The organism is Streptomyces sp. HUAS MS02, assembly GCF_055702265.1.
In genome coordinates this window covers 1287020-1306947 of the sequence record NZ_CM146747.1, presented here as the reverse complement: position 1 = coordinate 1306947, position 19928 = coordinate 1287020, and the positions used below count along the sequence as shown (strand labels likewise).

Below are 19928 nucleotides of genomic sequence, written 5' to 3'. Positions count from 1 at the left end.
AAGGGTCTCGGTCAGGCCTAAACCGTGAGTGCGGGCATCGCACGATCGAGCAGCAGTGATGAGGGCACCGTGGCCTCGCACGCCACCCAGGCTGCGACGGCCGCGTCGAGGCAGGCGAGTGCGGATCCGTCGGTGGCCTGGCCGCCTTCCCCACCCTCGGTGGGTACATCGCCTCCAAGTGGGCCCTGGAGGGGATGAGCGAGGCCCTGGCCCAGGAGGTCGCCGGCTTCGGGATCAAAGGTCACCCTCGTCGAGCCGGGTGCCTCTGCCACGGACTGGGACGGCCCCTCGGCGGCCGCCGCCTCACCGCTTGCGGCCTATGACGACGTGCGCGCGGCCCTGCGCGCCGCATTCGAGGGAGGACAGGGCGACCGGAAGGCCGTCGGCCCGGCGCTGCTCAGCGTCGTCGACTCGGACAACCCGCCGCTGCGCGTCTTCTTCGGCACCGCCCCGCTGCAGATCATCCCCCACGTCTATGCCGAGCGGCTCAAGACCTGGGACGAGTGGGCGGACGTCGCCAGGCAGGCCCAGGGTTCCGCAAGCCCCTCCCACACCGACACCACATCGAAGGAAAACTGACCGTGACCATGAACCAAGCGCCGATCCTTGTCCTGGGCGCCCGCGGCAAGACCGGCCGCCGCGTAGTGGCCCGCCTGCGCGAACTCGGCGTACCCGTCCGCGCCGTCTCCCGTTCCACCGGCACCCCCTTCGACTACGGCGCCCCGGCGACCTGGGGCCCGGTACTGGACGGCGTCCAGGCCGTCTACATCGTCCCGATCACCGAGTCGGTGGACGGCGCCGAGGTCTCCGCCCCATCCGGCGAGCCGCCGAGGAGGGCGTCCAGCGCATCGTGCTGCTGTCGGCCCGCGGGGAAGGCGGGAGAGCACACCCGACCCAGGAACCGACCGAAACGGTGGTACGCGAATCCGTCCCGCAGTGGACGATCCTGCGCGCCGCCTGGTTCGCGCAGAACTTCACCGAGGACGTCTCCCTGGAGCCGGTCAGGGCCGGAAACCTGGCACAGCCCTCCGCCGAGGGACGCGAGGCGTTCATCGACGTCGCCGACATCGCGGACGTCGCCGTCGCCGCGCTCACCAGCGACGCCCACACGGGCCGCGTGTACGAACTCACCGGGCCAGAGGCACTCTCCTTCCGCACCATCGCCTCCCTCATCTCCGAAGCGACGGGACGCGAGATCCACTACACCCCGGTCGGCCGCGCCACGTACCTGGACATCCTCGTCCAGCAGGGATTCCCGGACGAGGCCGCCCAGGCGGTCACGAACCTGATGGAGTCGATCGCCCACGGAGCCGGCGACAGGGTCACCGACGACGTCCGGCGCGTCCTGGGCCGCCCGCCGCCCCTCTTCGCCGACTACGCAAGGAAGCGGCCGCATCAGGCGCGTGGGTTCCTGGCGGAACGGCCGGTCGTCGCCGCGTGAGGCGGACGGCGGGAACCGGCAGCACGGCATGTCGCCGCCGGGACGGCTCTCGGAACCGCGTAAGCGCGAGATCTACGAAGCCGTCCTCGAGTTCCTGCGCGAGGTGGGCTACCAGGGCCTGTCGATGCCGGCGCTCGCCGCCCGGGCACGCTGCAGCACTGCCACCATCTATCGCCAGTGGCAGGGCAAGGCGGGACTGGTGATCGCCGCGCTGACCAACCGTCAACCCGAACTGGCGGCGGATGTCGACACCGGTTCGCTCGCCGGCGATCTGTACGCGCTCGTGCGTCGGCTTCCGGACATCGCATCGGGAGAGATCGAGCTGATGGCGGCGCTCGCGCATGCCGCCATGCGTGAGGAGGACGTCGCGAAAGCGACGCGCGAAGGGCCACCCGTGTGGGTAGCCCTTCGCTGACGATCGTCGCCTCGGCTAATCCGTCTGTGGCACGAAGGCCGGCGGAAGGCACGCCGAGATCTCCGGACGTTCCAGCAGCGGCGCCAGTGCCTTGGCAAGCTGCTCCTGGTCTGCGGCGGGGAGCGTTTCGAGGAAGCGGTCGATGACGCTCCGGTTCACGGCTTCGAACCCTCTGATGGCGGTACGGCCGTCGTCGCTGATCTTGATCCGCTTCATCCGCCGGTCGGTCGGATCCTCGCGGCGTTCGATGAATCCGCGGCGCACCAGACCGTCCAGAGACCGGCTGATCGCTCCGAGGGAGATCATCGCGAACTCGGCCGCCTCCTTCACGCTCAGCTCGGTGTCGATCTCGTCGAGGTGGTGCAGCACTCGGATCTGCGTGGTTGTCAGCTCGAGTGCGTCAACGGTGTCGAACACGTTGACCGTCGCCTCCCGCCCGAAGTACGCGATGAGGGCGAAGAGGCTCGTCGACAGATCGGGTCTGGCGGCCTCGCCGGACCCGGATGGCCCGCTACCGGTTGATGCATGCATGCACGCAATTATTGCAGGCGCGCCGCGGGGCTTCAACTACGACAGCGTGGATCCTCACCCGGCGACGTCGAGTTGCAGCACCAGCGGACTCGTGCGCGTCCGCAGGCCCGGGAGAATCTCCTTGAGCAGTGCGTCGAGCTCTTTGCGTGTGCTGACGGAGTACGCTTCGCAGCCGAAGCCGGCGGCGAGCGCGGTGGCGTCGAGTTCGGGGAATCCTCCCCACGGCCCGTTCCCGCCGGCGTTCGCCGCGAGCCGGTCCATCACGGCGTATCTCCGGTTCCTGACGACCACGGCCAACGCGCCGATGCCGTAGTGGGCCGCAGTCCACAGCGCTTGCACGGTGTACGCTGTGGAGCCGTCGCCGAGCACGGCCACGACGGGTCTGTCGGGTAGGGCCATGCGAAGCCCGATCGCGCCGGCGAGACCGAAACCGAGCCAGCCGGATCCGTTGCTCACGAAGGACAGCGGGGTGGTGGCGGGAATCGCCTCGACGAGTTCCAGGCGGGTGGACGGCGACTCCTCCACGAGGATCGCGTCCTTGTCCAGGTGCTCGGCCAAGGTCGCGAACGCCGCGGCTGGTGTGAGCTCCGCCGAGCCGTCGGCCACGGCGGCCGGTCGGCTCTGCCAGGGCCCGGGCGTCCGCGCCCGCAGAACGGACGCGAGGGTGCTGCAGGTGCTCGCGAGATCGCCGAGTACTGCCACGTCGCATCCGCTGCGGTGGGCCTCCTCGGGGACGGACGTCAGGACCGCGAGACGGGTGTCGGCTGCGTAAGTCGGTACCGCCTCGTCGTACAGGTAGCCGCGCAGCATGCTTGCGCCGATCGCCAGGATGGCGTCGTGCCCGTCGAGTGCCGAACGCACGGCGCCGCGCTGCCACGGGAGATCCCCGCGGTACGCGGGGTGGTCATGCGGGAAGCCCTGACGGCTGGCAAACGGTTCCTGCCAAACGGGACAGCCGAGCCGCTCGACGAGAGTGACGACCTCGTCCCACGCGCCGTCGATCGCCGCTCCGGAGCCGATGACGGCGACCGGATTGACGGATTCCTCGAGGAGGGCGACGAGCGGCTCGAGCTGATCGGGCGTCACAGTCCGTCCTAGCACGACGGTGCGCGGGGCTCCGGTCGCCAGCGGATCAGCCGGTTCGGACCAGTCGCTGAGCGGTGCGACCACGACGGCCGGACCAGCACCTGCTGCGGCCTCGTGATGAGCACGGGCGACGGCCGCGGGAAGATCCTGCGGCCGGGCCGGTGTCGTGGACCAGACTGCGTAGTCTCCCAGCAGGTTCTCCAGGCCGCTGGCGCTGAGAAACGGACCGCCGGCGATGTGGCGCCGGTCCTGTTGTCCGACGAGCACCACGAGCGGGACCCGCGCGGCATGGGCATTGGACAGGGCACCGACGGCATTGCCGAGGCCGGCGGACGTGTGCAGGTTCAGCAGCGCCGGTTTGCCGGTTCCCATCGCGTAGCCCGTGGCGATTCCGGCGATCGCGCCCTCGTGCAGGCCGAGCACGTACCGGAAGTCGGCGGGAAGATCGGTCAGGAACGGGATCTCGGTGGACCCGGGATTCCCGAACACGGTGGTCGATCCGAGGTCGCGCAGGACATCGAGAGTCGTGTCGCGCACCGAAAAGGTCATGAGGGGCTCCCGGGGATGCCGAGCGCGAGTTCTCCGGTGCCCGGGACGAAGCCCGGAGGCGGTCCCAGCCAGAATCCCGACTCGGGTGGATCGGCGAGGTCTTGCGCCGCGGTCCGGTCGACGACGGATTCCCATGCGTCGGCGACCTCGTCGACGGACGGGGCGGTGAGGCGGACGCCGTCGGTCTGGCGGTAGAGCACCTCGTGCAGGTGTCCCTCCTCGGCGACGACGTTCTTTCCCGATGCGGGGCAGTCGGGATGGACGAGGTAGGCGGCGATGGGCGCGACGCGGTCGGGCGAGCGTCGCGCGATGACCTCCGGACTGAGCGGCGGGATGTCCGCCAGGCGCGCCGACATCGTGAGCGCGCCGGGGGAGAGGGTGTTGACGGCGATGCCGTCCTGCGCGCCCTCGAAGGCGAGGGTACGCGTGAGCCCCCAGATTCCGGATTTGACGGCGCCGTAGACCGAGCCGTAGCCCGCGCCGAGCATCGCGCCGGACGTCGTGTTGAGGATGCGGCCGCCTCCGTTGCGCAGGAGATGCGGCCACACGGCACGGCACATCCAGATGGTGCTGTAGAGGTGGACGTCGATCATGCGCGTGATCTCGTCGGGCTGCAGTTCGAGGAACGGGGCGAAGCGCATGACCCCGGCGTTGTTGATGAGCGCGTCGACCCGGCCGTACGCGTCCAGCGCCGTGGCTACGACTGCGAGCGCACCGTCCTCGGTGGCGACCGAGTGCGTGTCGACGACCGCCGTGCCGCCGAGGTCGCGTATCTCCTGCACGACGGTCTCCGGGTGCGCGGCGAACGTTCCCTTGCCGTCCGGTCCGACGCCGAGGTCGTTCACGACTACGCAGGCGCCAAGTCGAGCGAGAAGAAGAGCGTAGGAGCGGCCCAGGCCCGGGCTACCGCCGGCACCGGTGACGATGACAACCTGACCATCGAAGTTCACTTGTTTGTTTCCTTTGCCGAGGGCGTCATCGCCACGGGTTGGCGGGCACCGTATTCGTGCTTGATCATCAGTGCTTGTCAATCAGAGTTTGCTTGTCAGTGCTTCGGTACGATCGCCGCGCCGAGCACCGAGCGGTCGGACACGTCGGCGATCGCCGCGGCCGCGTCTTCGAGCCGGTACGTGCGTTCGGCGAGTTCCGCAAGGTCGAACACGCCGCGCTCGGCGAGCTGCACCAGCCACGGAAGGTCGCGCGCCATCAGCGCCGATCCCTGCTGGCACGGATGGATCGTGCGTCCCGCGATGACTGCGAACTCCGCGAGCGGGAACGAGACGCGGGCGAAGGGGTCTGACGAGATGCCGGCGAGGACCAGATGCCCGCCGAGGCCGGTCATCGCCCATGCCTGCTCGATGCCGCGTGCGTCGCCGGACGCGTCGAAAACGAAATCCGCGCCCCCGGCGAACAGGGCTCCGCCGCCATCATCGATCTTCCGCACCTCGGCGACGGGGTCGACGGCTCCGGGATCGAAGACGTCGCTCGCGCCGAACCGCTCTGCGGCGGCGCGGCGCTGCGGGAGCGGGTCCACGGCCACGATCCTGGAGGCGCCCGCGAACCGTGCCGCCTGCACGTAGCCGAGTCCGATCGGGCCGCACCCGACGACGGCGACGACGCTGCCCGGCGTGATCGGAGCGGTGATCAGCGCGGCGCCCGCCCCGGTGACGATGGGGTTTGCCACCAGTGCCAGCTGATCGTCGGGGAGGTCCGTCTCGACCGGGGTGCAGTGGTACTCGGTGGTGATGGTGTGCTGTGCGAAGAGCCCGACGTTGCTGTTGCCGTGCACCGGCGTTCCGTCGGCCGTTCTCGCGTAGGCGCGGCCGAACGGGACGAGCTTCGCGCAGAATTGCGGGAGGTCACGGACGCAATACCTGCAAGAGCCGCAGTTCGGCGTGCTCACCACGATCACGCGTTGCCCCGGCCGGACGCGGTCGACCGCGGACCCGACCGCCTCGACGACCGCGACGCCGCCGTGGCCGTTGACGAGGTGGGTGGGCATCGCCGGGCCGCCTACGTCGAATCCCGCGCCGCCGGGCGGCATGCTGGGACCAGCCGCCGAGGGACCCGGGGGCATTCCGGGACCTCCGGGCGGGGGACCGGGAGGCGTGCCCGCGCCGTCCAGTCCCGGTGGTGCCAGCGGGATGTCGGCCGAGCCTACGTTGGCTGCGCTGACGCGCAGAAGCACATCGTTGGCCTGCAACTCGCCCAGTTCGATTTCCTCGACCTGCAGGCCGGCCGGTGTCGAGATCGCTGCGACTGTCTTCATGGCACCTCCACGCCTAACGGCATCGGCATCCTCGATAAACGCTTGCACGCATGCAATGGTTGCATGTGTGCTTCTAACGTGCAACCATTGCATGCGTGCAAGCAGTCAGTGGCGGCGGACACACCGGGCCCGAGAGGGCCGTGCGCTCCGATCTCGGCCGGCTTAAGCGCGATCGTGGCCTTCTTCGGTATGGAGGGTGCCGCCGGCATCTTCAGCGCCGTCGACGCGCTCGACCTGACCATGACCCAGGTCCGAGTGCTGCACGGAGGCAGCAGAATCCGTGGTGATGTCGATGGCGGCAGTCAGCCGGGCGGTGGACAGCCTGGTGCACCGCGGGTACCTCGAGCGACGTGAGGACCTCCCGAGGTTGTGAACAGGGACATGATCGACCGGTTCGTGGAGGCGCTTCCGAGCGCCGAACGCGAGCGGCTCGCGGCGGCTCTGCCCCCACTGATGGAGAGACCGGAGATCGCCGGCTGTCTGCCGCGGCTTCAGTCGGGCGCGTGACGTTGCACCACAAACATCAGGCCCGTCGCCTTAGATGCGGCGGGCGAGAACAGCAGGAGGCAAAAGTGGCTGTCGAGGCCATGGTCGGCACATCAGTCGACCGAGAGGAACTCCTTCGGCGCGCGCGAGAGCTTGTGCCAGCCCTGCGAGAACGGGCGCGCGCGACGGAGGAGGGCTGCAGGGTCCCGGAGGAGTCGGTGCGCGAGATCGTCGCAGCCGGGCTTGTCCGCGCGGGCACGCCACGGCGCTTCGGCGGCTACGACGTCGAGTTCGAGACCGTGCACGAGATGACAATGGAGCTGGCCCGAGCCTGCGCCTCGACGGCCTGGTGCTTCCAGCTGTGGGCGCTGCACTGCTACTGGATGGGCTTTTGGCCGCTCGAAGCGCAGGAGGAGGTCTTCGCCGACGGTCCCGACATGCTGAGCGCGAGCGTTCAGCTAAGCGTGTCATGCGACTACGAGCGGATGCCCGGGGGCTACCGACTCTCCGGCCGCGGACGGTTCGCCAGTGGTTCGGATCCCTCGCAGTGGCTCTTCGCGCTCGGAGTCGGGGCGGAAGGACCTCTCCAGTTCCTTGTTCCGCGCACGCACTTCGCCGTACTCGACGGTACGTGGGATGTGGCCGGCCTGTGCGGCAGCGGCAGTAAGGACGTTGTGGTGCAGGACGCGTTCATCCCGTCGCACCGGGTCATCCGGCCGGCACCGCCGATCGACTTCGCACCCGAAGGTCCGCTCCCGTACGACCAGCACCGGCAGCGCCGGTACTCGGTTCCCCTGTTCGCCATCCAGGGTTGGGACTTCCCGGCCGTCGCCATCGGTGCGGCGCAGGGGGCGTACGACGAGATCGTGCGGCGGATGCACGGCACCAAGGGCTCGGTGCGCGCCGCGGATTCGCCGGTGATCCAGGCTCAGATCGCGCAGTCCGCCGTGGAACTCGATGTCGCACGCACGCTGCTGCACCGCGACCTTGAAGACTGCCAGGGCAAGGGCGAGCGGGGCGAGACCCTCGCGCCGGTCGACTACGCCCGCTACATGGCCAACAAGTCCTACGCGCACGAGCTGGCTGTCGGGGTGGTCAACCGAATGTACGCCCTGGGCGGCGGCCGGAGCTTGTCGCGAAAGGACCCGCTTCAGCGCGCGCACCGCGACGCGCACGCGACGGCCCACCCGGGACCGATCGGCCAGTTCCCGATGGCCTCCCAGCCGTACGGCCGCTCCCTGCTCGGGCTCGACCCGCGCGAGGTCAACTTCTGGACTGGACCGGCCCTGGGGTGATCCCCGCGGCTACCGGAGAAAAGGAGAACGAGAACATGCCCAAGCCCCAGACGTCGGCGCCCCCCATAGCCGAACCCCCGATGCCGGCGCCGAAGCCGCCGATGACCCTTGAGCAGGCTTGGACGGCGATCGCCGTTCCGATGCCGCCGCCCGCGCAGGCCGCGGAGAAGCAGTGCTTCTCCACCGAGGAACTGCGTCAGGACTTCTACAGCTCCCGCCCGCCGTTCGGTGACCGGTTCATGCCGAACTGGATGCAGATGCGGCAGTCGGAGTTCACGCGGGTGCTGCTGGACAAGGCGGCGCTGAAAGCCGGTGAGCGGGCGCTCGTGCTCGGCGAATTCCTCGATCAGGTCGGATTCGTCGACCTGATCAGCGCCGAGGTGCAGCCCGGAGGCACCGCCGAATACGTCGACATGGTCCCGATGATCGAGGCCCACCACGTGGGGCGTTTCGACCCCTACACCGAGATCGCCGCGAAGCACGAGCCGGAGGCGTTCGACGTCGTCATCGCCTCCCAGTGGGAGCACCTGCTCGACCCGGACGCGGAACTCAAGGCGCTCAGTCGGCTGGTCCGCCCCGGCGGCAGGATCCTGCTGTTCCATCCTGGCCCGACCGCGGCGACATTCGCGCTGGCCGAGCAGGATGTCTGGCTGGACATGCTGCTGAGCTTCTTCATCACCTTCGCAGGCTCCCGTGAGGTGCCGCTGGACTCGGCGTTTCAGTGGAAGAAGGCCGCTTGGCTCGCCGTCAGCGTCGATGATGTGCGCGACGCGGCGGCCCGCTGCCTGACAGACGTGACGGCGTGGCAGCACCGCGGGATGGCGATCGTCGACGGTCGCAAGCCCGCTGCCGGGGACGAGCCCGGGAGGTCGGCGTGAACGTTCAGATCGCGTTCCTGCGCGGCGTCGGACACGGTCCAGGCGACATGCTGGACATGCCGGCGCTGCGCGAGGCGCTCGCCGAGGCGGGCTTCGCCGCTGTGCACACGTACCTGGACAGCGGAAACGTCGTGCTGCTCGACGATGGGGAGCCCGGCGTTCTGGCCGCTCGCGTCGGCGAGATCCTCCAGAAGCGCTTCGACCGGGACATCCACGTCATCGTGCGCAGCCTCGACGAGCTCTCCGAGGCGGTGGCGCGCGATCCGTTCCCCGAAGCCGCCGCCGACGCCGAGCACTACAACGTCGCCTTCCTGGAGACGACGCTCGATCAGGCCGAAGTCGAACAGCTCGCCGTGCTCGCCACGGGGCGGGAGCGAGTCGCGGTGATCGGACGCGAGCTGTACGGATGGTACCCGGACGGATTCGCCGGTTCGCGGCTCATCGGCGGGATCATGGGCCTTCCGGTGCCCGCGACCGCTCGTGACTGGACGACGGTGACCGGCGTGCTCGACCTCGCGCGCGAGGTGCGCGCGCAGAATCGGAGCCGGTGATGCGTGAGTGCGCGACGGGTGCATTGGCCTCGCCCGATGACTGGTTGACGCCGACCGGTTCCGAGCAGTTGGATTCACGCGGGCTGCGCGACGCGTTCGGCTGCTTCCCCAGCGGGGTGATCGCGCTCTGCGCGCTGGCGCAGGACGGCGTGCCGGCCGGAATGGCGGTCAGCTCGTTCACCACCGTCTCGCTCGACCCGCCGCTGGTGTCGGTGAGTATGCAGAACACATCGACGACCTGGCCGATCCTGCGCGAGCGGGCACGGCTCGGACTCAGTGTGCTGGCCGAACAGCAGCATCGCGAGGTCCGGCAGCTCGCCTCGACTGAGACCGACCGGTTCGCCGGAGTGAGCTGGCACGCCGCCGACGACGGCGCAGTGTACCTGGACGACGCGGTCGGCTGGTTCAGCTGCAGTGTCTGGAACCAGCTGCCTGCGGGCGATCACACCATAGCCCTCCTAGAGATCAGAGGGCTGCGAACTGTCGCGGGCGGTGCCCCCTTGGTGTTCCACGCAAGTCGATTCCGCCGACTGGCCCCCGGCGACCAATCCGCCTGAACGCACCGAACGGCCACTCTTCCCAAACGCAACGACGCGACCAGGGAGTATCAAGTGATCAAATCAGGAAGCACCCGGAGATACCGGGGAAGACTGCTGATGACATGTGCCGTGCGGTGTGGCCGCACATGCGCGACGCCGGCTACGGGCGGATCGTGAACACGACGTCGCCCGGGACGCTCGGCTCCGGCTACGGCTCCGTCTACGGCGCTGTGAAGGCGGGCAGCTACGGCCTCACCAGATCGCTGGCGATCGAGGGTGACCCGTTCGGCATCAGAGCCAACGCGCTGGCACCGCTGGCGGCCACGATCGCGTGGGACGTCGTTCAGGCCCCCGGCAAGGAGGCGATGGACGGCCCGGTCGCACAGGACATGAGTCCGGATCTGATCGCGCCGACCGCCGCCCTGCTCGCGCACCGCGTCTGCCCGTTCTCGGGCAAGAACATCACGGCGGATCCCGGTCGAGTATCAGAGACCTGCTACCGCCAGACCGCCGGGTACGCCAAGGTCGCGCCGACGATCGAGGAACTCAACGACTCACTGCGCCAGGTCGTCGATCGATCCGACGCGCACGACATCGGCGATCCCGCTGAGGCGGCCACCTGGGTCGGCGGCCCGCCCCCGGCGCCGTCGGCCGGAGCGGCCCGCGCATGACGTGATGTTCGCTCGCGGTCCGCCAACGCTGCGGGCGAACGTCACCCGATCCACCTTCGCAACAAGGGAGTTTTCGTGAAGTTCTCAGCAGCGGTGTGGGACCACGCGGACGGCGTTCGTGTGGAGGAAGTCGAACTTCTCGAGCGACATCCGCGTGACGTACTCGTCAGGATCGAAGCGTCCAATGTGGCCAGCTCGGAGGCGAGCACCCTGCTCGGCCCCGCCTCCGCCCCCGCCGACCTACCGCCCGACCTTCCCCCAGGCCTTGCTCTGCCGCCGTTGCCCTTGCACATCCTGGGCCACTCCGCAGTCGGTGTGGTCGAGGAGGTCGGCCCCTCCGCGGAGGGGGTGAAGGTGGGCGACCGGGTCCTGATGACCGGCAACAACAACTGCGGCGTGTGCCACTTCTGCCAGCGGGGCCGCTACGACCAGTGCGCCGAGATGGCCCTGTTCGGCCCGGCCACCGCTCGAACCGCGAACGGCGTAGACGTGCACCCCTTGGGTTACGTCGGCAGCCTCGCCGAGTGGGCCGTCGTGCTCGACAACCTGCTCGTGCCCGTGCGCACAGACCTGCCCGCAGACCAGTTGTCGCTGATCGGCAACCCGGTGTGCACCGGTGTCGGCGCGGCGCTGCGCACGGCCAGGATCGAGCCGGGCAGCGTGGTCGCCGTCGTCGGCTGCGGGCCGGTCGGCCTGTCCTACATCCAGGCGGCGCGACTGGCCCTGGCCGATCAGATCATCGCCATCGAGCCGCTGGCGCACCGCCGGGAGGCGGCACTGCGGATGGGCGCCACCACCGTCATCGACCCCGCTGAGACGGATCCGGTCGAGGCCGTGTGCGAGCTGTCCGGGGATGCCGGCGGGGTGAATCAGGGCCGTGGCGCCGACTACGTCTTCGACGCGGCGAACGATGCGTCGGCGACCGAGCAGGCCTGGGCCATGACCCGGTCGGCGGGCGATCTGACGCTGGCCGGGCTCGATCCGAGGCCCGGAGCCAGGGTCAGTTTCCCGATGGTGAAGTTCTCGAACTTCGGCAAGACGATCCACAGCTGCCAGATGGGCTCGCTGCTGATGCGCCGCGACCTGCCGTGGATGGTCAGGCTCGCCGAGCGCGGACAGCTCGACCTGGCCTCGCTGGCCGAACGCACCTACCCCCTGAAGGCAGTCGGCGAGGCCCTCCGCGACGTCGCCGAGTGCAACGTCCTCGGCGCGACCGTCGACCCGCGGCTGTGATCGTCGCACCGCACCCTGACCGGCATTTAGGAGATCAACGCCATGACAGCGCAGACGCCGACCCGCTCGATCGAGCGTTCGCCGGCCGAGCTGGTCGCGCACGCCGCCCAGCTTCAGGAACTGATAAGCGACCAGGCCGAGGAGGCCGAGGCCCTTGGCCACTACAACCAGGATGTGCACAAGGCCTTCCTGGAGGCGGGCTTCTACCAGCTGCTCACCCCGCGCCGCTACGGCGGCCTCGAGGTGGACCTTCGCACCTTCGCCAAGATCGTAATGGAGGTCGGCCGCGGTGATCCAGGCACCGCCTGGTGCCTGTGCCTGGGGCAGGGGCACGCTCTGACCACCGCCGCGCTGTGGCCGGAGAAGGCCCAGGACGAGGTGTTCAACAACGCGAGCGGCTACTTCCGGGCCTCCCACGCGTTCAACCCCGCGGGCACCGCCAAGCGCGTGCCCGGCGGGCTGCTGATCAACGCGAACTCCCGCTACCAGTCCGGGGTTCCGTACGCCACGCACGCCACGGTCTCCGTCGTGCTCGTCGACGAGGACGGCGGACCCGCCGACGCACCGCCCGGCGCGCCTCCCGGTCCTCCGCCGGGTGCTCCGGTCGGCGCGCCGTCCGGGCCCCCACCGGGTGCTCCCGCCGGTGCGCCGCCGATGCCTCACGGCGACGTTCCGCCCTCCCAGATGCTCCAGGTGCTGATTCCCAAGGACCAGTTCACGATCGTCGAGAACTGGGGCGCCGACGCGGTGCTGGGGATGCGCGCGAGCGGCTCCAACAGCATCACCGTGGAGAACCAGATCGTGCCCGAGCACTACGCGATCACCATGTCCCCGGACCTCTTGGCCTCGACGACCTCGCACGGCGTGAAGCTGCACGGCAACCCGATGTACCTGGGCGCGGCGACCGGCTCGTTCTTCCAACTCGAGCTCGTGGTCAGCGTGATCGGCGCAGCCCGCGCCGCCCTCGACGAGTACGAGAGGCTCGCCCGCACCAGGACCACCGCATACCAGGGCGGCGGCCTGCGCAACAAGGACCCGTTCTACCAGCGCGACTTCGGCGCCGCCAAGACGAAGACGGATGCGGCAACTGCGATCGCATGCTACGTCGCCGACACGATCACCGAGCTGAGCAGTGAGGCCATCGCGGGCACCATATCCTTCACGCCCGACATGGACATCGAACTCGGCTGCATGCTCATGCAGGCCGGCCACCTGGCTGCCGAGGCCGTGGACATCCTTTTCGCCTCCGCGGGCACCTCCGCATCCGGGCGCGGCCAGCGCATGCAGCGCTACCTTCGCGACGTCTGGATGTACCGCACTCACATCGGCGCGCAGTACGACCCGTTCGTGCGGCGATCCGGCGCCGGCAGCCTCGGCGACCCGCAGCCGTTCTTCCTCTGATTCGATCCAAGCCACTCCACCGGAGGGTAAGGATGTCCAACCCAGTAACTCACGGCGAGATCCTCGCCAAAGACGTCGACGCACTGCAGCGCTTCTACACGGCGGCATTCGGCTGGGAGGTGCAGGACGTGGTCGACGGTGCGTACCACGTCCTCGCCGACCCGGACGCCGACCGCGGCATCCTGCATGTCGGAGTCGGTCCCGCGCCGCAAGACCGGGCCGGTCACCTGACCTTCTACGTGGAGGTCGACGACCCGGCGGCGGTGCTCGAGCAGATCGAGCGCCTCGGCGGTCGCACGGTCCGACCGCCCGCGCGGATGGGCACAGGACCGACGCTCTCCCTGCTCGAAGACCCCGAAGGCCACGTCATCGGCCTCGTCGAGCGCCACTAACCGGCGGAGGAAAAACGCATGTGGTCGCTGATTGTGCGCACTGGCTCTGTGAGGTGGTCGTTCTCGGCCCGGGAGCAGCCGCGGTATCACAGAAACGAAACCTATCTATTTCGATTACCGTAGGGCGCCGCCGCTCGAATTCAACCGTTTCGATGGACGGGTTGTCGTGCCCCGGGGACATGGGTCCCGGCTGTCAGGACTTCTGCATCACGCGCTCGGGCGGCTTCAGGATCTCCGCGGCGGGCTTGGTGAACTGCTCGCACATTGCCGTGGCCAGCTCGGGGTCTCCGAGGGAGGCGTGGGAAAGCCCTGCCACGAGCTGGTGCTCCGGTGGCGCCGCACGGCGGACGCAGCGGACCATCTCGCGCAGGGCCTCGCGCAGCGAGCCCGTGTGGGCGTCCAGCTCCGCCGGGACCGGCTGGATCCGCTGGTGCTGGAGCGCGGCGACGACCAGCTTGGGCTTGCCCTGCCACTGCCGGTAGAGCGTGGCCGTACTGCACCGGCCGCGGCTGGCGACCGCCTGCAGGGTCAGCGCCTCGTAGCCGACCTCCCGCAGCAGTTGGAGGACGACCGGGCGCTGGACCGGGAGAACGGCAGCATCTCGGGTGCTGCCCGGGCGGTCGGGGTGAACCGGGCCACGGCGTATGCGTGATCTACTGACGACCACGTAGGCCATCAGGTGTTGCGAGGACCCCGAGAGTCCGTCGCGGGGACCGGGGCGTTGCAATGCGCGGGGGCGGCTAGTTTCGAAACGAAACTATTCCCATTCGGAGAGAAGCCGATGCCCAGCAACGTCGCTTCGCAGACCGGCAGACGGACCCGCCTTACCCCGGAGCGGGAAGCCGAGCTGTACTTACCAGGAGTCGACGATGACCACCACCACGATCGCCATCGAGCGAGAAGAGTTGGATGCGCAGCGGCTGCGCCAGGCGTTCGGCTGTTTTCCCGGCGGCGTGACCGCGGTCGCCAGCCTGGTGGACGGCGAGCCGGTCGGCATGGCCGTCAGCTCGTTCACCTCTGTGTCCATGGCGCCGCCGCTGGTCTCGGTGTGCATGCAGGACTCGTCGTCCACGTGGCCGAAGTTGCGGGACCGGCCGCGGCTGGGCCTGAGCGTGCGGTGGCAGGCCACCTCCAGTAGCGCCGTGGCGGCACGGGATTCCGACTCGGGCACGGTCACCGTCGCCGGTGCGGCCGAAGCGATGCCCCGCGTATCCGGGGCGGCCCGCCGCGCGCGCCGCCGCCCCGCGGCGACATCGCCCCGTCCACGCTTGCAGGCCGTGTCGCGGATCGCGTCGCCGACGAAACCCAGGCAGACCGTGACCAGGGCCACGACTCCGCCCGAGGACAGCAGCAGCCATCCGCTCGACGACAGCACCTGCGCACCCGAGGCGATCACCGAGCCCCAGGTCGGATTCGGCGGCTGCGGGCCGAAGCCCTAGGCCAGGCCCACGGTGAGCTGCAGGGCCACCGTCGACACCCGCGTCGCCTGCACCAGCACCGGGCCGGCCACCCGCGGCAGGATGTGCCGGAGCATGATCCGGGTCGCGGACAGGCCGGATATCCGGGCGGCGTCGACGAAGAGCTCTCCCCGCAGGGCGAGGACCGGGGCACGGACGCTGCGGACGATCGATGGAGCTATGAGCAGTCCGAGCGCCGCCATGGCCACCACGAAGGCCTGCCGGAACACCGAGAGCATGACGATCACGACCACCAGCACCGGAATCGACATTCCGATGTCGGCGAGCAGCATCACCGACCGGTCGGTCCAGCCGCCCAGATAGCCCGAGAGCAATCCCGCAGCCACACCCACGACCAGGGCCACGGCCGTGACCACCGCCGCGTAGGAAGAGCGTGATGCGTCCGCCGTACAGCAGGCGGCTGAAGGTGTCGCGGCCGAGGTCTGAGTTCGTTGCTCTTCCCCGGCCGGGCGATGGCGCCCGCCCCCGACCCTCCGTGTGGGAGAACCTGGCACCCGGAACCATGAGGTGCGGTTTGACCTCATCATGCGAAGTGTCCACCTCACGACTGCCGTGCCATAAATGTCACATTCAAGGCATCTCTTCATTTTGCTAGCCTCTGAACCAATTGGCACGTCAATGTGTGAGGGGCGCCCCTTGGCCACTGTGATTCCCGTGGTGGGTAACCTGCCCACGGCCCTGACCAGCTTCGTCGGCAGACGCCGCGAGGTCGCCGAGATCCGCCGTCTGGTGGGCGTCGGTCGGCTGGTGACGCTCACCGGAGCGGGCGGCGTGGGCAAGACGCGGCTGGCGCTGGCGGCCGCCGAGGCCTCCGGGAAGGCGTTCCCTGACGGCGTGTGGATCGTCGACCTGGCCGCGGTGCGCGACCCGTCGGCGGTGGCCGCCGCGACCGCGGGTGCGCTGCGGATTCCGGACCGCGGAGACAGGCTTTGCTTTGAACAGCTCACAGATCATCTGGCCCGGCACCGGGCGCTGATCGTGCTGGACAACTGCGAGCACCTGATCGACGCGTCGGCGGGGCTGGCAAAGGCGCTGCTGTCGGCCTGTCCGCATCTGCGTGTCCTGGCGACGAGCCGCGAGATGCTGGGGGTCACGGGCGAGCACGTCTTCGTCGTCCCCGCGCTGTCGATACCGGACGAGGCGGTCGAACTGCTGCAGGAGCGGGCCGTCGCCATCCGGCCGGACTTCCGCGTCACCGACGCCAACCGGGCTGAGGCCGCCCGGCTGTGCGCCGATCTCGACGGACTGCCCCTGGCCATCGAACTGGCCGCGTCGCGGCTGCGGTCGCTGAGTGTCGGGCAGGTCGTGGAGCGTCTGGAGGACCGCTTCGCGCTGCTCACCGGCGGCTGCAGGACCACGCTCCCACGCCAGCGCACGTTGCGCGGGATGATCGAGTGGAGTTACGAGCTGTGCACGCCCGCCGAACAGCTGCTGTGGAACCGGCTGTCGGTCTTCACCGGCGGCTTCAGCCTGAACGCGGCCGAATACGTCTGCGCGGGGGAGGGCATCGCGGCCCATGAGGTACTGGACCTCCTCGACCGACTGGTGTCCCAGTCCGTCGTAGTGACCTGTGAACGCGAGGGACTGTCCCGCTACCGGCTGCTGGAAACCATCCGCACGTACGGCCGGGCCCGGCTGGCCGAGACGGGTGATGAGCCGGGGCTGTCGCGGCGGCACCGCGATTTCTTCCTCGCCCTCGCCGAGCGCACCGTCTCGGCATGGTTCGGGCCCGGCCAGGAAGAAGCCATGGCCCTGATGCGTGCCGAGCACAGCAACTTGCGGGTGGCATTGGAGTTCGGGACGAGCGCTCGCCCAGCCGTGCCCGGGCCCGTCCCGGCCGGGCCAGGGACGGCGGAGCAGCACCCGCCGGAGCAGGGGGGCGGGGATCCCGCCGATGCACAGGCTGCGCTGCGCCTGGCCGCGGCGCTGCGCTTCCACTGGTGCGCAGACGGGTTCCTCGGCGAGGGGCGTCGTCAGTTCAACCGTCTCCTCGTGGCGGCACCCGAACCCACTGCCGTGCGGGCCCGGGCACTGTGGGCCGCCGCCTGGGTGGCGATACTCCAGGGAGATCTCGCGACGGCCGACCGCTGGCTGGACGAGGCCGACGAACTGGGCGAACGACTGGGCGACGCGTCGGTCCGGCCGTACATCCAGGGCTACCGCGGCTCGTCGGCGGCCTTCCAAGGACGCATGGCAGAGGCCGTGTCCCTGTACGAGGAGGCACTGGCCGCCCACGAGAAGGCAGGCGAAGGACCGCAGGGGCTGTTCTGGCTGTGCCAAGTGGTGATCGCCCAGGTCATCCTCGGGGACGCGCGCGCGGCGGAGGAGGCCGGCAGGCGCGCGGCGCTGCTGGCGGAAGCATCCGGGGAGCGCCTGTACGCGGCCTACACGAAGGGGGCGCTGGGCTACGTGCTCTGGGCACATGGCGACGAGGAAGAGGGCACGGCGCTGACGCGGGGCGCGCTGGAGATCCTGCGGGGCTTCAACGACTACGCCGGGACCGCGGCGGCGCTGGAAGTGTTCACCTGGATCACCGCGTCCCGAGGCGACCACGAACGCGCGGCACAGCTGCTGGGCGCCGTGCACGCCCTGACCCGTCACGGCGGGATCCGGGGCCTCGGAGCCCGCCCCGACTCCACATTCGGCGGGAACCGCGCCCGGTGCGAGGCAGCGGCCATCTCCGCGCTGGGCCCGGCCGGCTACGAGAAGGCCCTTGCGGAAGGCGCCCGGCACGACAGCCCGGCCCGGGCCATCGCCCTCGCCCTGGACACGAGCACCGCGGCCGACACCGGGCGCAGCGCCCCGGCCGCCACCGCGCCGTGCCCGCTCACCCGCCGGGAGCGGCAGGTCGCTGCGCTGGTCGCCGAGGGCATGACCAACCGGCAGATCGCCGCCCAGTTGGTGCTGTCGCCGCGCACGGTCGACCGCCACATGGAAAGCATCAAGGCCAAGCTCGGCTACGGCCGCCGTACCCAGGTCGCGGCCTGGCAGAGGGCGAACCAGGTACCCACACTGTAGGAAATTGGGTACCCCCGCCGCAGAACTACGCATGTGCGCCAGCGGGTGCGCAACGATGCTTTGCGGTATGAAGCACAGCACGCAGGGCGGGCTCGTAACAGCGCAACCTGCGCGCCGGTGCCGCTCAGACCGTCCCGGGCACCGAGAGCCACACGCCCTTAAGGCCACACGCGGATGAACGACACCGGTGAGAGCACTTCCGCCCCTCCTTGGATGAGAGCGCTCCCGTTCTTCTGAGCCGGTCCGACCCGCCGGGCGGCCCCCGTCACCTCCGGTGACCGGGGCCCAATGGGTCGAAAGCGACGGCCCGCACGCCGTTCGCACAATTCATCTCCTTCGTGAGCCGACCCTGCCGATCCGGCCGTCGGTTCCCTCTGCGAGAAAGAGGAAAAGTGAGAATCACAACGAGTAGAAGGCGCCTCGCCGCGGTCCTGGTCGCGGCCGCCGCGACTGCCGCGGTGTCCCTGGCATCACCCGCCGTCTCATACGCAGACGACACAGACGGCACCGCAACGCCGAGCCAGGATCAGTTCAAGGCTCTCTACGATGTCACCCAGAAGTACCACCCCCTCGGGGTCTACGGAAACGACGACTACACCCTGACGGTGGTCGCGCTGCCTGCGGACACACCCCCCGCCGACGGGAGCGAGATGCAGTCGGAGTTCCCGGCCGGTATGAACGTCCTGGGCTATATCAGCCAGTTCACCAAGGACGAGGAGCAGCAGCTCGAGGAGGAGGTCATGGCGAAAGGCTGGATCGCTGACAGCACGGTCGAATACCACATCGGCGTCTCCTATAACGCGAAGGATGACGTGGTGGAGGTCGCCACCGATGCTCCGGAATCCGACACGCAGGCGCTGGCCGACGCCCACCCCGGCAAGATCGAGGTGCAGCGGACCCGCTTCGAGACCCAGGAAAATCGGTTCAACGACGGGTCGCCCTACAACGGTGGGGCATCAATCGTCAACAGCAGCAGTAATGCGACTTGCACGGCCGGAGTCCCCATCAAGCACGTCTTCACGGGCACGAGGTACATGACGACCGCGGCGCACTGCGGCAGACTCGGCGATGTCTATCAGCAGAGGCAGTCAAACGGCAATGCGGGCGCCTTTTTCGGCCGGACGATAAGCGAGCTCCGCGGCCTCGACACGGCCGTCATGAACGCTGGCGGCTTCCGCGGCTGGATCTGGGCCGGGGGCTCCAGTACGAGCACCACCGAGAAGTGGATCGAGGGAGGCACTTCCGTTTGGCGCGGTATGAAGGTGTGTGTGAGCGGTCAAACGACGTTCAATCACTGCGGCCACCCCGTCAGCAACACGAGATTCTCCGCGTCACCAACTATTACCGGTGGTAATGGGTTCGCGTACGACCAGGGAGGCACCCGGAACTCCAATGGGACCTGGACGGGCAGAACTACCGACCCGGGTGACTCCGGGGCCCCCGTCTACGCGACCGACAGATCCGGTAGTGCCGCCTTCATCGCCGGCATGCACTCAGGCCGGTTCCTCAATTCGAGGAACTGCGGCTGCTGGACGATGTTCGGCCCAAGGCTGGGCCCGGTCCTCGAGTCCGCAAACGCCGACCTCGTCTATGCATCGGACCGCTGAGTTCGGGACCAGGCCCCCGGGAACAGCCCCGCCCGGCGGACTGCCGCAGGGCTGAAGGTGTCGGCCGCCTCCTGGGCGGCCGACACCC

At 69.3% G+C, this 19928-nt stretch carries 21 protein-coding genes; 15 read left to right on the top strand and 6 right to left on the bottom strand.

Translation table 11 applies throughout. The features are described from left to right. Positions 1 to 327: 327 nt before the first annotated feature. From ACZ9QC_RS05650 to ACZ9QC_RS05640, 3 genes are all read left to right on the top strand, one after another. Positions 328 to 579 carry a hypothetical protein gene (locus tag ACZ9QC_RS05650; RefSeq protein WP_472919114.1) on the top strand — a complete coding sequence of 84 codons (252 nt, stop codon included), beginning with the start codon at positions 328 to 330 and terminating at the stop codon, positions 577 to 579. A gap of 334 nt (positions 580 to 913) precedes the next feature. Further along, entirely contained in the window at positions 914 to 1441 is a 528-nt protein-coding gene (locus ACZ9QC_RS05645; RefSeq protein ID WP_472919113.1) for an NmrA family NAD(P)-binding protein, read from the top strand. A 28-nt stretch (positions 1442 to 1469) separates the two neighbouring features. Beyond that, entirely contained in the window at positions 1470 to 1856 is a 387-nt protein-coding gene (locus ACZ9QC_RS05640) for a TetR/AcrR family transcriptional regulator (protein ID WP_472919112.1), read from the top strand. Positions 1857 to 1871: 15 nt separating this feature from the next. Here ACZ9QC_RS05640 and ACZ9QC_RS05635 read toward each other — a convergent pair whose 3' ends face one another. From ACZ9QC_RS05635 to ACZ9QC_RS05620, 4 genes are all read right to left on the bottom strand, one after another. After that, the gene (locus ACZ9QC_RS05635) at positions 1872 to 2387 is read right to left on the bottom strand and encodes a MarR family winged helix-turn-helix transcriptional regulator (RefSeq protein ID WP_472919111.1); all 516 of its coding nucleotides are present in this window, start codon (positions 2385 to 2387) and stop codon (positions 1872 to 1874) included. A gap of 54 nt (positions 2388 to 2441) precedes the next feature. Next, a complete protein-coding gene (locus ACZ9QC_RS05630) occupies positions 2442 to 4022 on the bottom strand; it encodes a thiamine pyrophosphate-dependent enzyme (RefSeq protein ID WP_472919110.1) in 1581 nt (526 codons plus the stop codon). Beyond that, positions 4019 to 4972: an SDR family NAD(P)-dependent oxidoreductase gene (locus tag ACZ9QC_RS05625; RefSeq protein ID WP_472919109.1), complete on the bottom strand. Its 954-nt coding sequence runs from the start codon at positions 4970 to 4972 to the stop codon at positions 4019 to 4021. The genes ACZ9QC_RS05630 and ACZ9QC_RS05625 overlap by 4 nt, the downstream gene beginning before the upstream one ends. Before the next feature lie 95 nt (positions 4973 to 5067). Next, positions 5068 to 6339 carry a zinc-binding dehydrogenase gene (locus ACZ9QC_RS05620; RefSeq protein WP_472919108.1) on the bottom strand — a complete coding sequence of 424 codons (1272 nt, stop codon included), beginning with the start codon at positions 6337 to 6339 and terminating at the stop codon, positions 5068 to 5070. Positions 6340 to 6660: 321 nt separating this feature from the next. Here ACZ9QC_RS05620 and ACZ9QC_RS05615 point away from each other — a divergent pair, with 321 nt between their 5' ends. The 9 genes from ACZ9QC_RS05615 to ACZ9QC_RS05575 all read left to right on the top strand — a co-directional run bounded on the left by ACZ9QC_RS05615 (position 6661) and on the right by ACZ9QC_RS05575 (position 13737). Next, entirely contained in the window at positions 6661 to 6798 is a 138-nt protein-coding gene (locus ACZ9QC_RS05615) for a hypothetical protein (protein ID WP_472919107.1), read from the top strand. 80 nt (positions 6799 to 6878) lie between these two features. Next, complete coding sequence (locus ACZ9QC_RS05610) at positions 6879 to 8072, top strand: acyl-CoA dehydrogenase family protein (RefSeq protein WP_472921608.1); 1194 nt, start codon at positions 6879 to 6881, stop codon at positions 8070 to 8072. A 35-nt stretch (positions 8073 to 8107) separates the two neighbouring features. Next, complete coding sequence (locus ACZ9QC_RS05605) at positions 8108 to 8950, top strand: class I SAM-dependent methyltransferase (protein WP_472919106.1); 843 nt, start codon at positions 8108 to 8110, stop codon at positions 8948 to 8950. Continuing rightward, positions 8947 to 9501: a DUF1697 domain-containing protein gene (locus ACZ9QC_RS05600; protein WP_472919105.1), complete on the top strand. Its 555-nt coding sequence runs from the start codon at positions 8947 to 8949 to the stop codon at positions 9499 to 9501. The genes ACZ9QC_RS05605 and ACZ9QC_RS05600 overlap by 4 nt, the downstream gene beginning before the upstream one ends. Then, a complete protein-coding gene (locus ACZ9QC_RS05595; protein WP_472921607.1) occupies positions 9501 to 10058 on the top strand; it encodes a flavin reductase family protein in 558 nt (185 codons plus the stop codon). Before ACZ9QC_RS05600 ends, ACZ9QC_RS05595 begins: the two co-directional genes overlap by 1 nt. A 128-nt stretch (positions 10059 to 10186) precedes the next feature. Then, a complete protein-coding gene (locus ACZ9QC_RS05590; RefSeq protein ID WP_472919104.1) occupies positions 10187 to 10711 on the top strand; it encodes an SDR family oxidoreductase in 525 nt (174 codons plus the stop codon). A gap of 75 nt (positions 10712 to 10786) precedes the next feature. Further along, entirely contained in the window at positions 10787 to 11944 is a 1158-nt protein-coding gene (locus tag ACZ9QC_RS05585) for a zinc-binding dehydrogenase (RefSeq protein ID WP_472919103.1), read from the top strand. 42 nt (positions 11945 to 11986) lie between these two features. After that, the gene (locus ACZ9QC_RS05580; protein WP_472919102.1) at positions 11987 to 13345 is read left to right on the top strand and encodes an acyl-CoA dehydrogenase family protein; all 1359 of its coding nucleotides are present in this window, start codon (positions 11987 to 11989) and stop codon (positions 13343 to 13345) included. A 32-nt stretch (positions 13346 to 13377) separates the two neighbouring features. After that, entirely contained in the window at positions 13378 to 13737 is a 360-nt protein-coding gene (locus ACZ9QC_RS05575) for a VOC family protein (protein ID WP_472919101.1), read from the top strand. A 193-nt stretch (positions 13738 to 13930) separates the two neighbouring features. On the opposite strand, the gene ACZ9QC_RS05570 is transcribed toward ACZ9QC_RS05575, so the two are convergent. Next, positions 13931 to 14413, bottom strand: a complete 483-nt coding sequence (locus ACZ9QC_RS05570; protein ID WP_472919100.1) for a TetR/AcrR family transcriptional regulator — start codon at positions 14411 to 14413, stop codon at positions 13931 to 13933. A 193-nt stretch (positions 14414 to 14606) separates the two neighbouring features. On the opposite strand from ACZ9QC_RS05570, the gene ACZ9QC_RS05565 reads away from it, so the two are divergent. Beyond that, a complete protein-coding gene (locus tag ACZ9QC_RS05565; RefSeq protein WP_472919099.1) occupies positions 14607 to 15176 on the top strand; it encodes a flavin reductase family protein in 570 nt (189 codons plus the stop codon). Here ACZ9QC_RS05565 and ACZ9QC_RS05560 read toward each other — a convergent pair. Then, positions 15173 to 15571: an ABC transporter permease subunit gene (locus ACZ9QC_RS05560; RefSeq protein WP_472919098.1), complete on the bottom strand. Its 399-nt coding sequence runs from the start codon at positions 15569 to 15571 to the stop codon at positions 15173 to 15175. The two genes, ACZ9QC_RS05565 and ACZ9QC_RS05560, sit on opposite strands and share 4 nt — an antisense overlap. A gap of 289 nt (positions 15572 to 15860) precedes the next feature. Between ACZ9QC_RS05560 and ACZ9QC_RS05555 the strand changes: the two genes are divergently transcribed. Further along, the gene (locus ACZ9QC_RS05555; RefSeq protein WP_472921606.1) at positions 15861 to 18233 is read left to right on the top strand and encodes a helix-turn-helix transcriptional regulator; all 2373 of its coding nucleotides are present in this window, start codon (positions 15861 to 15863) and stop codon (positions 18231 to 18233) included. A 392-nt stretch (positions 18234 to 18625) separates the two neighbouring features. Continuing rightward, positions 18626 to 19840, top strand: coding sequence for a chymotrypsin family serine protease (locus ACZ9QC_RS05550; RefSeq protein ID WP_472919097.1), 1215 nt, complete (start codon positions 18626 to 18628; stop codon positions 19838 to 19840). The last annotated feature ends 88 nt before the right edge of the window (positions 19841 to 19928 follow it).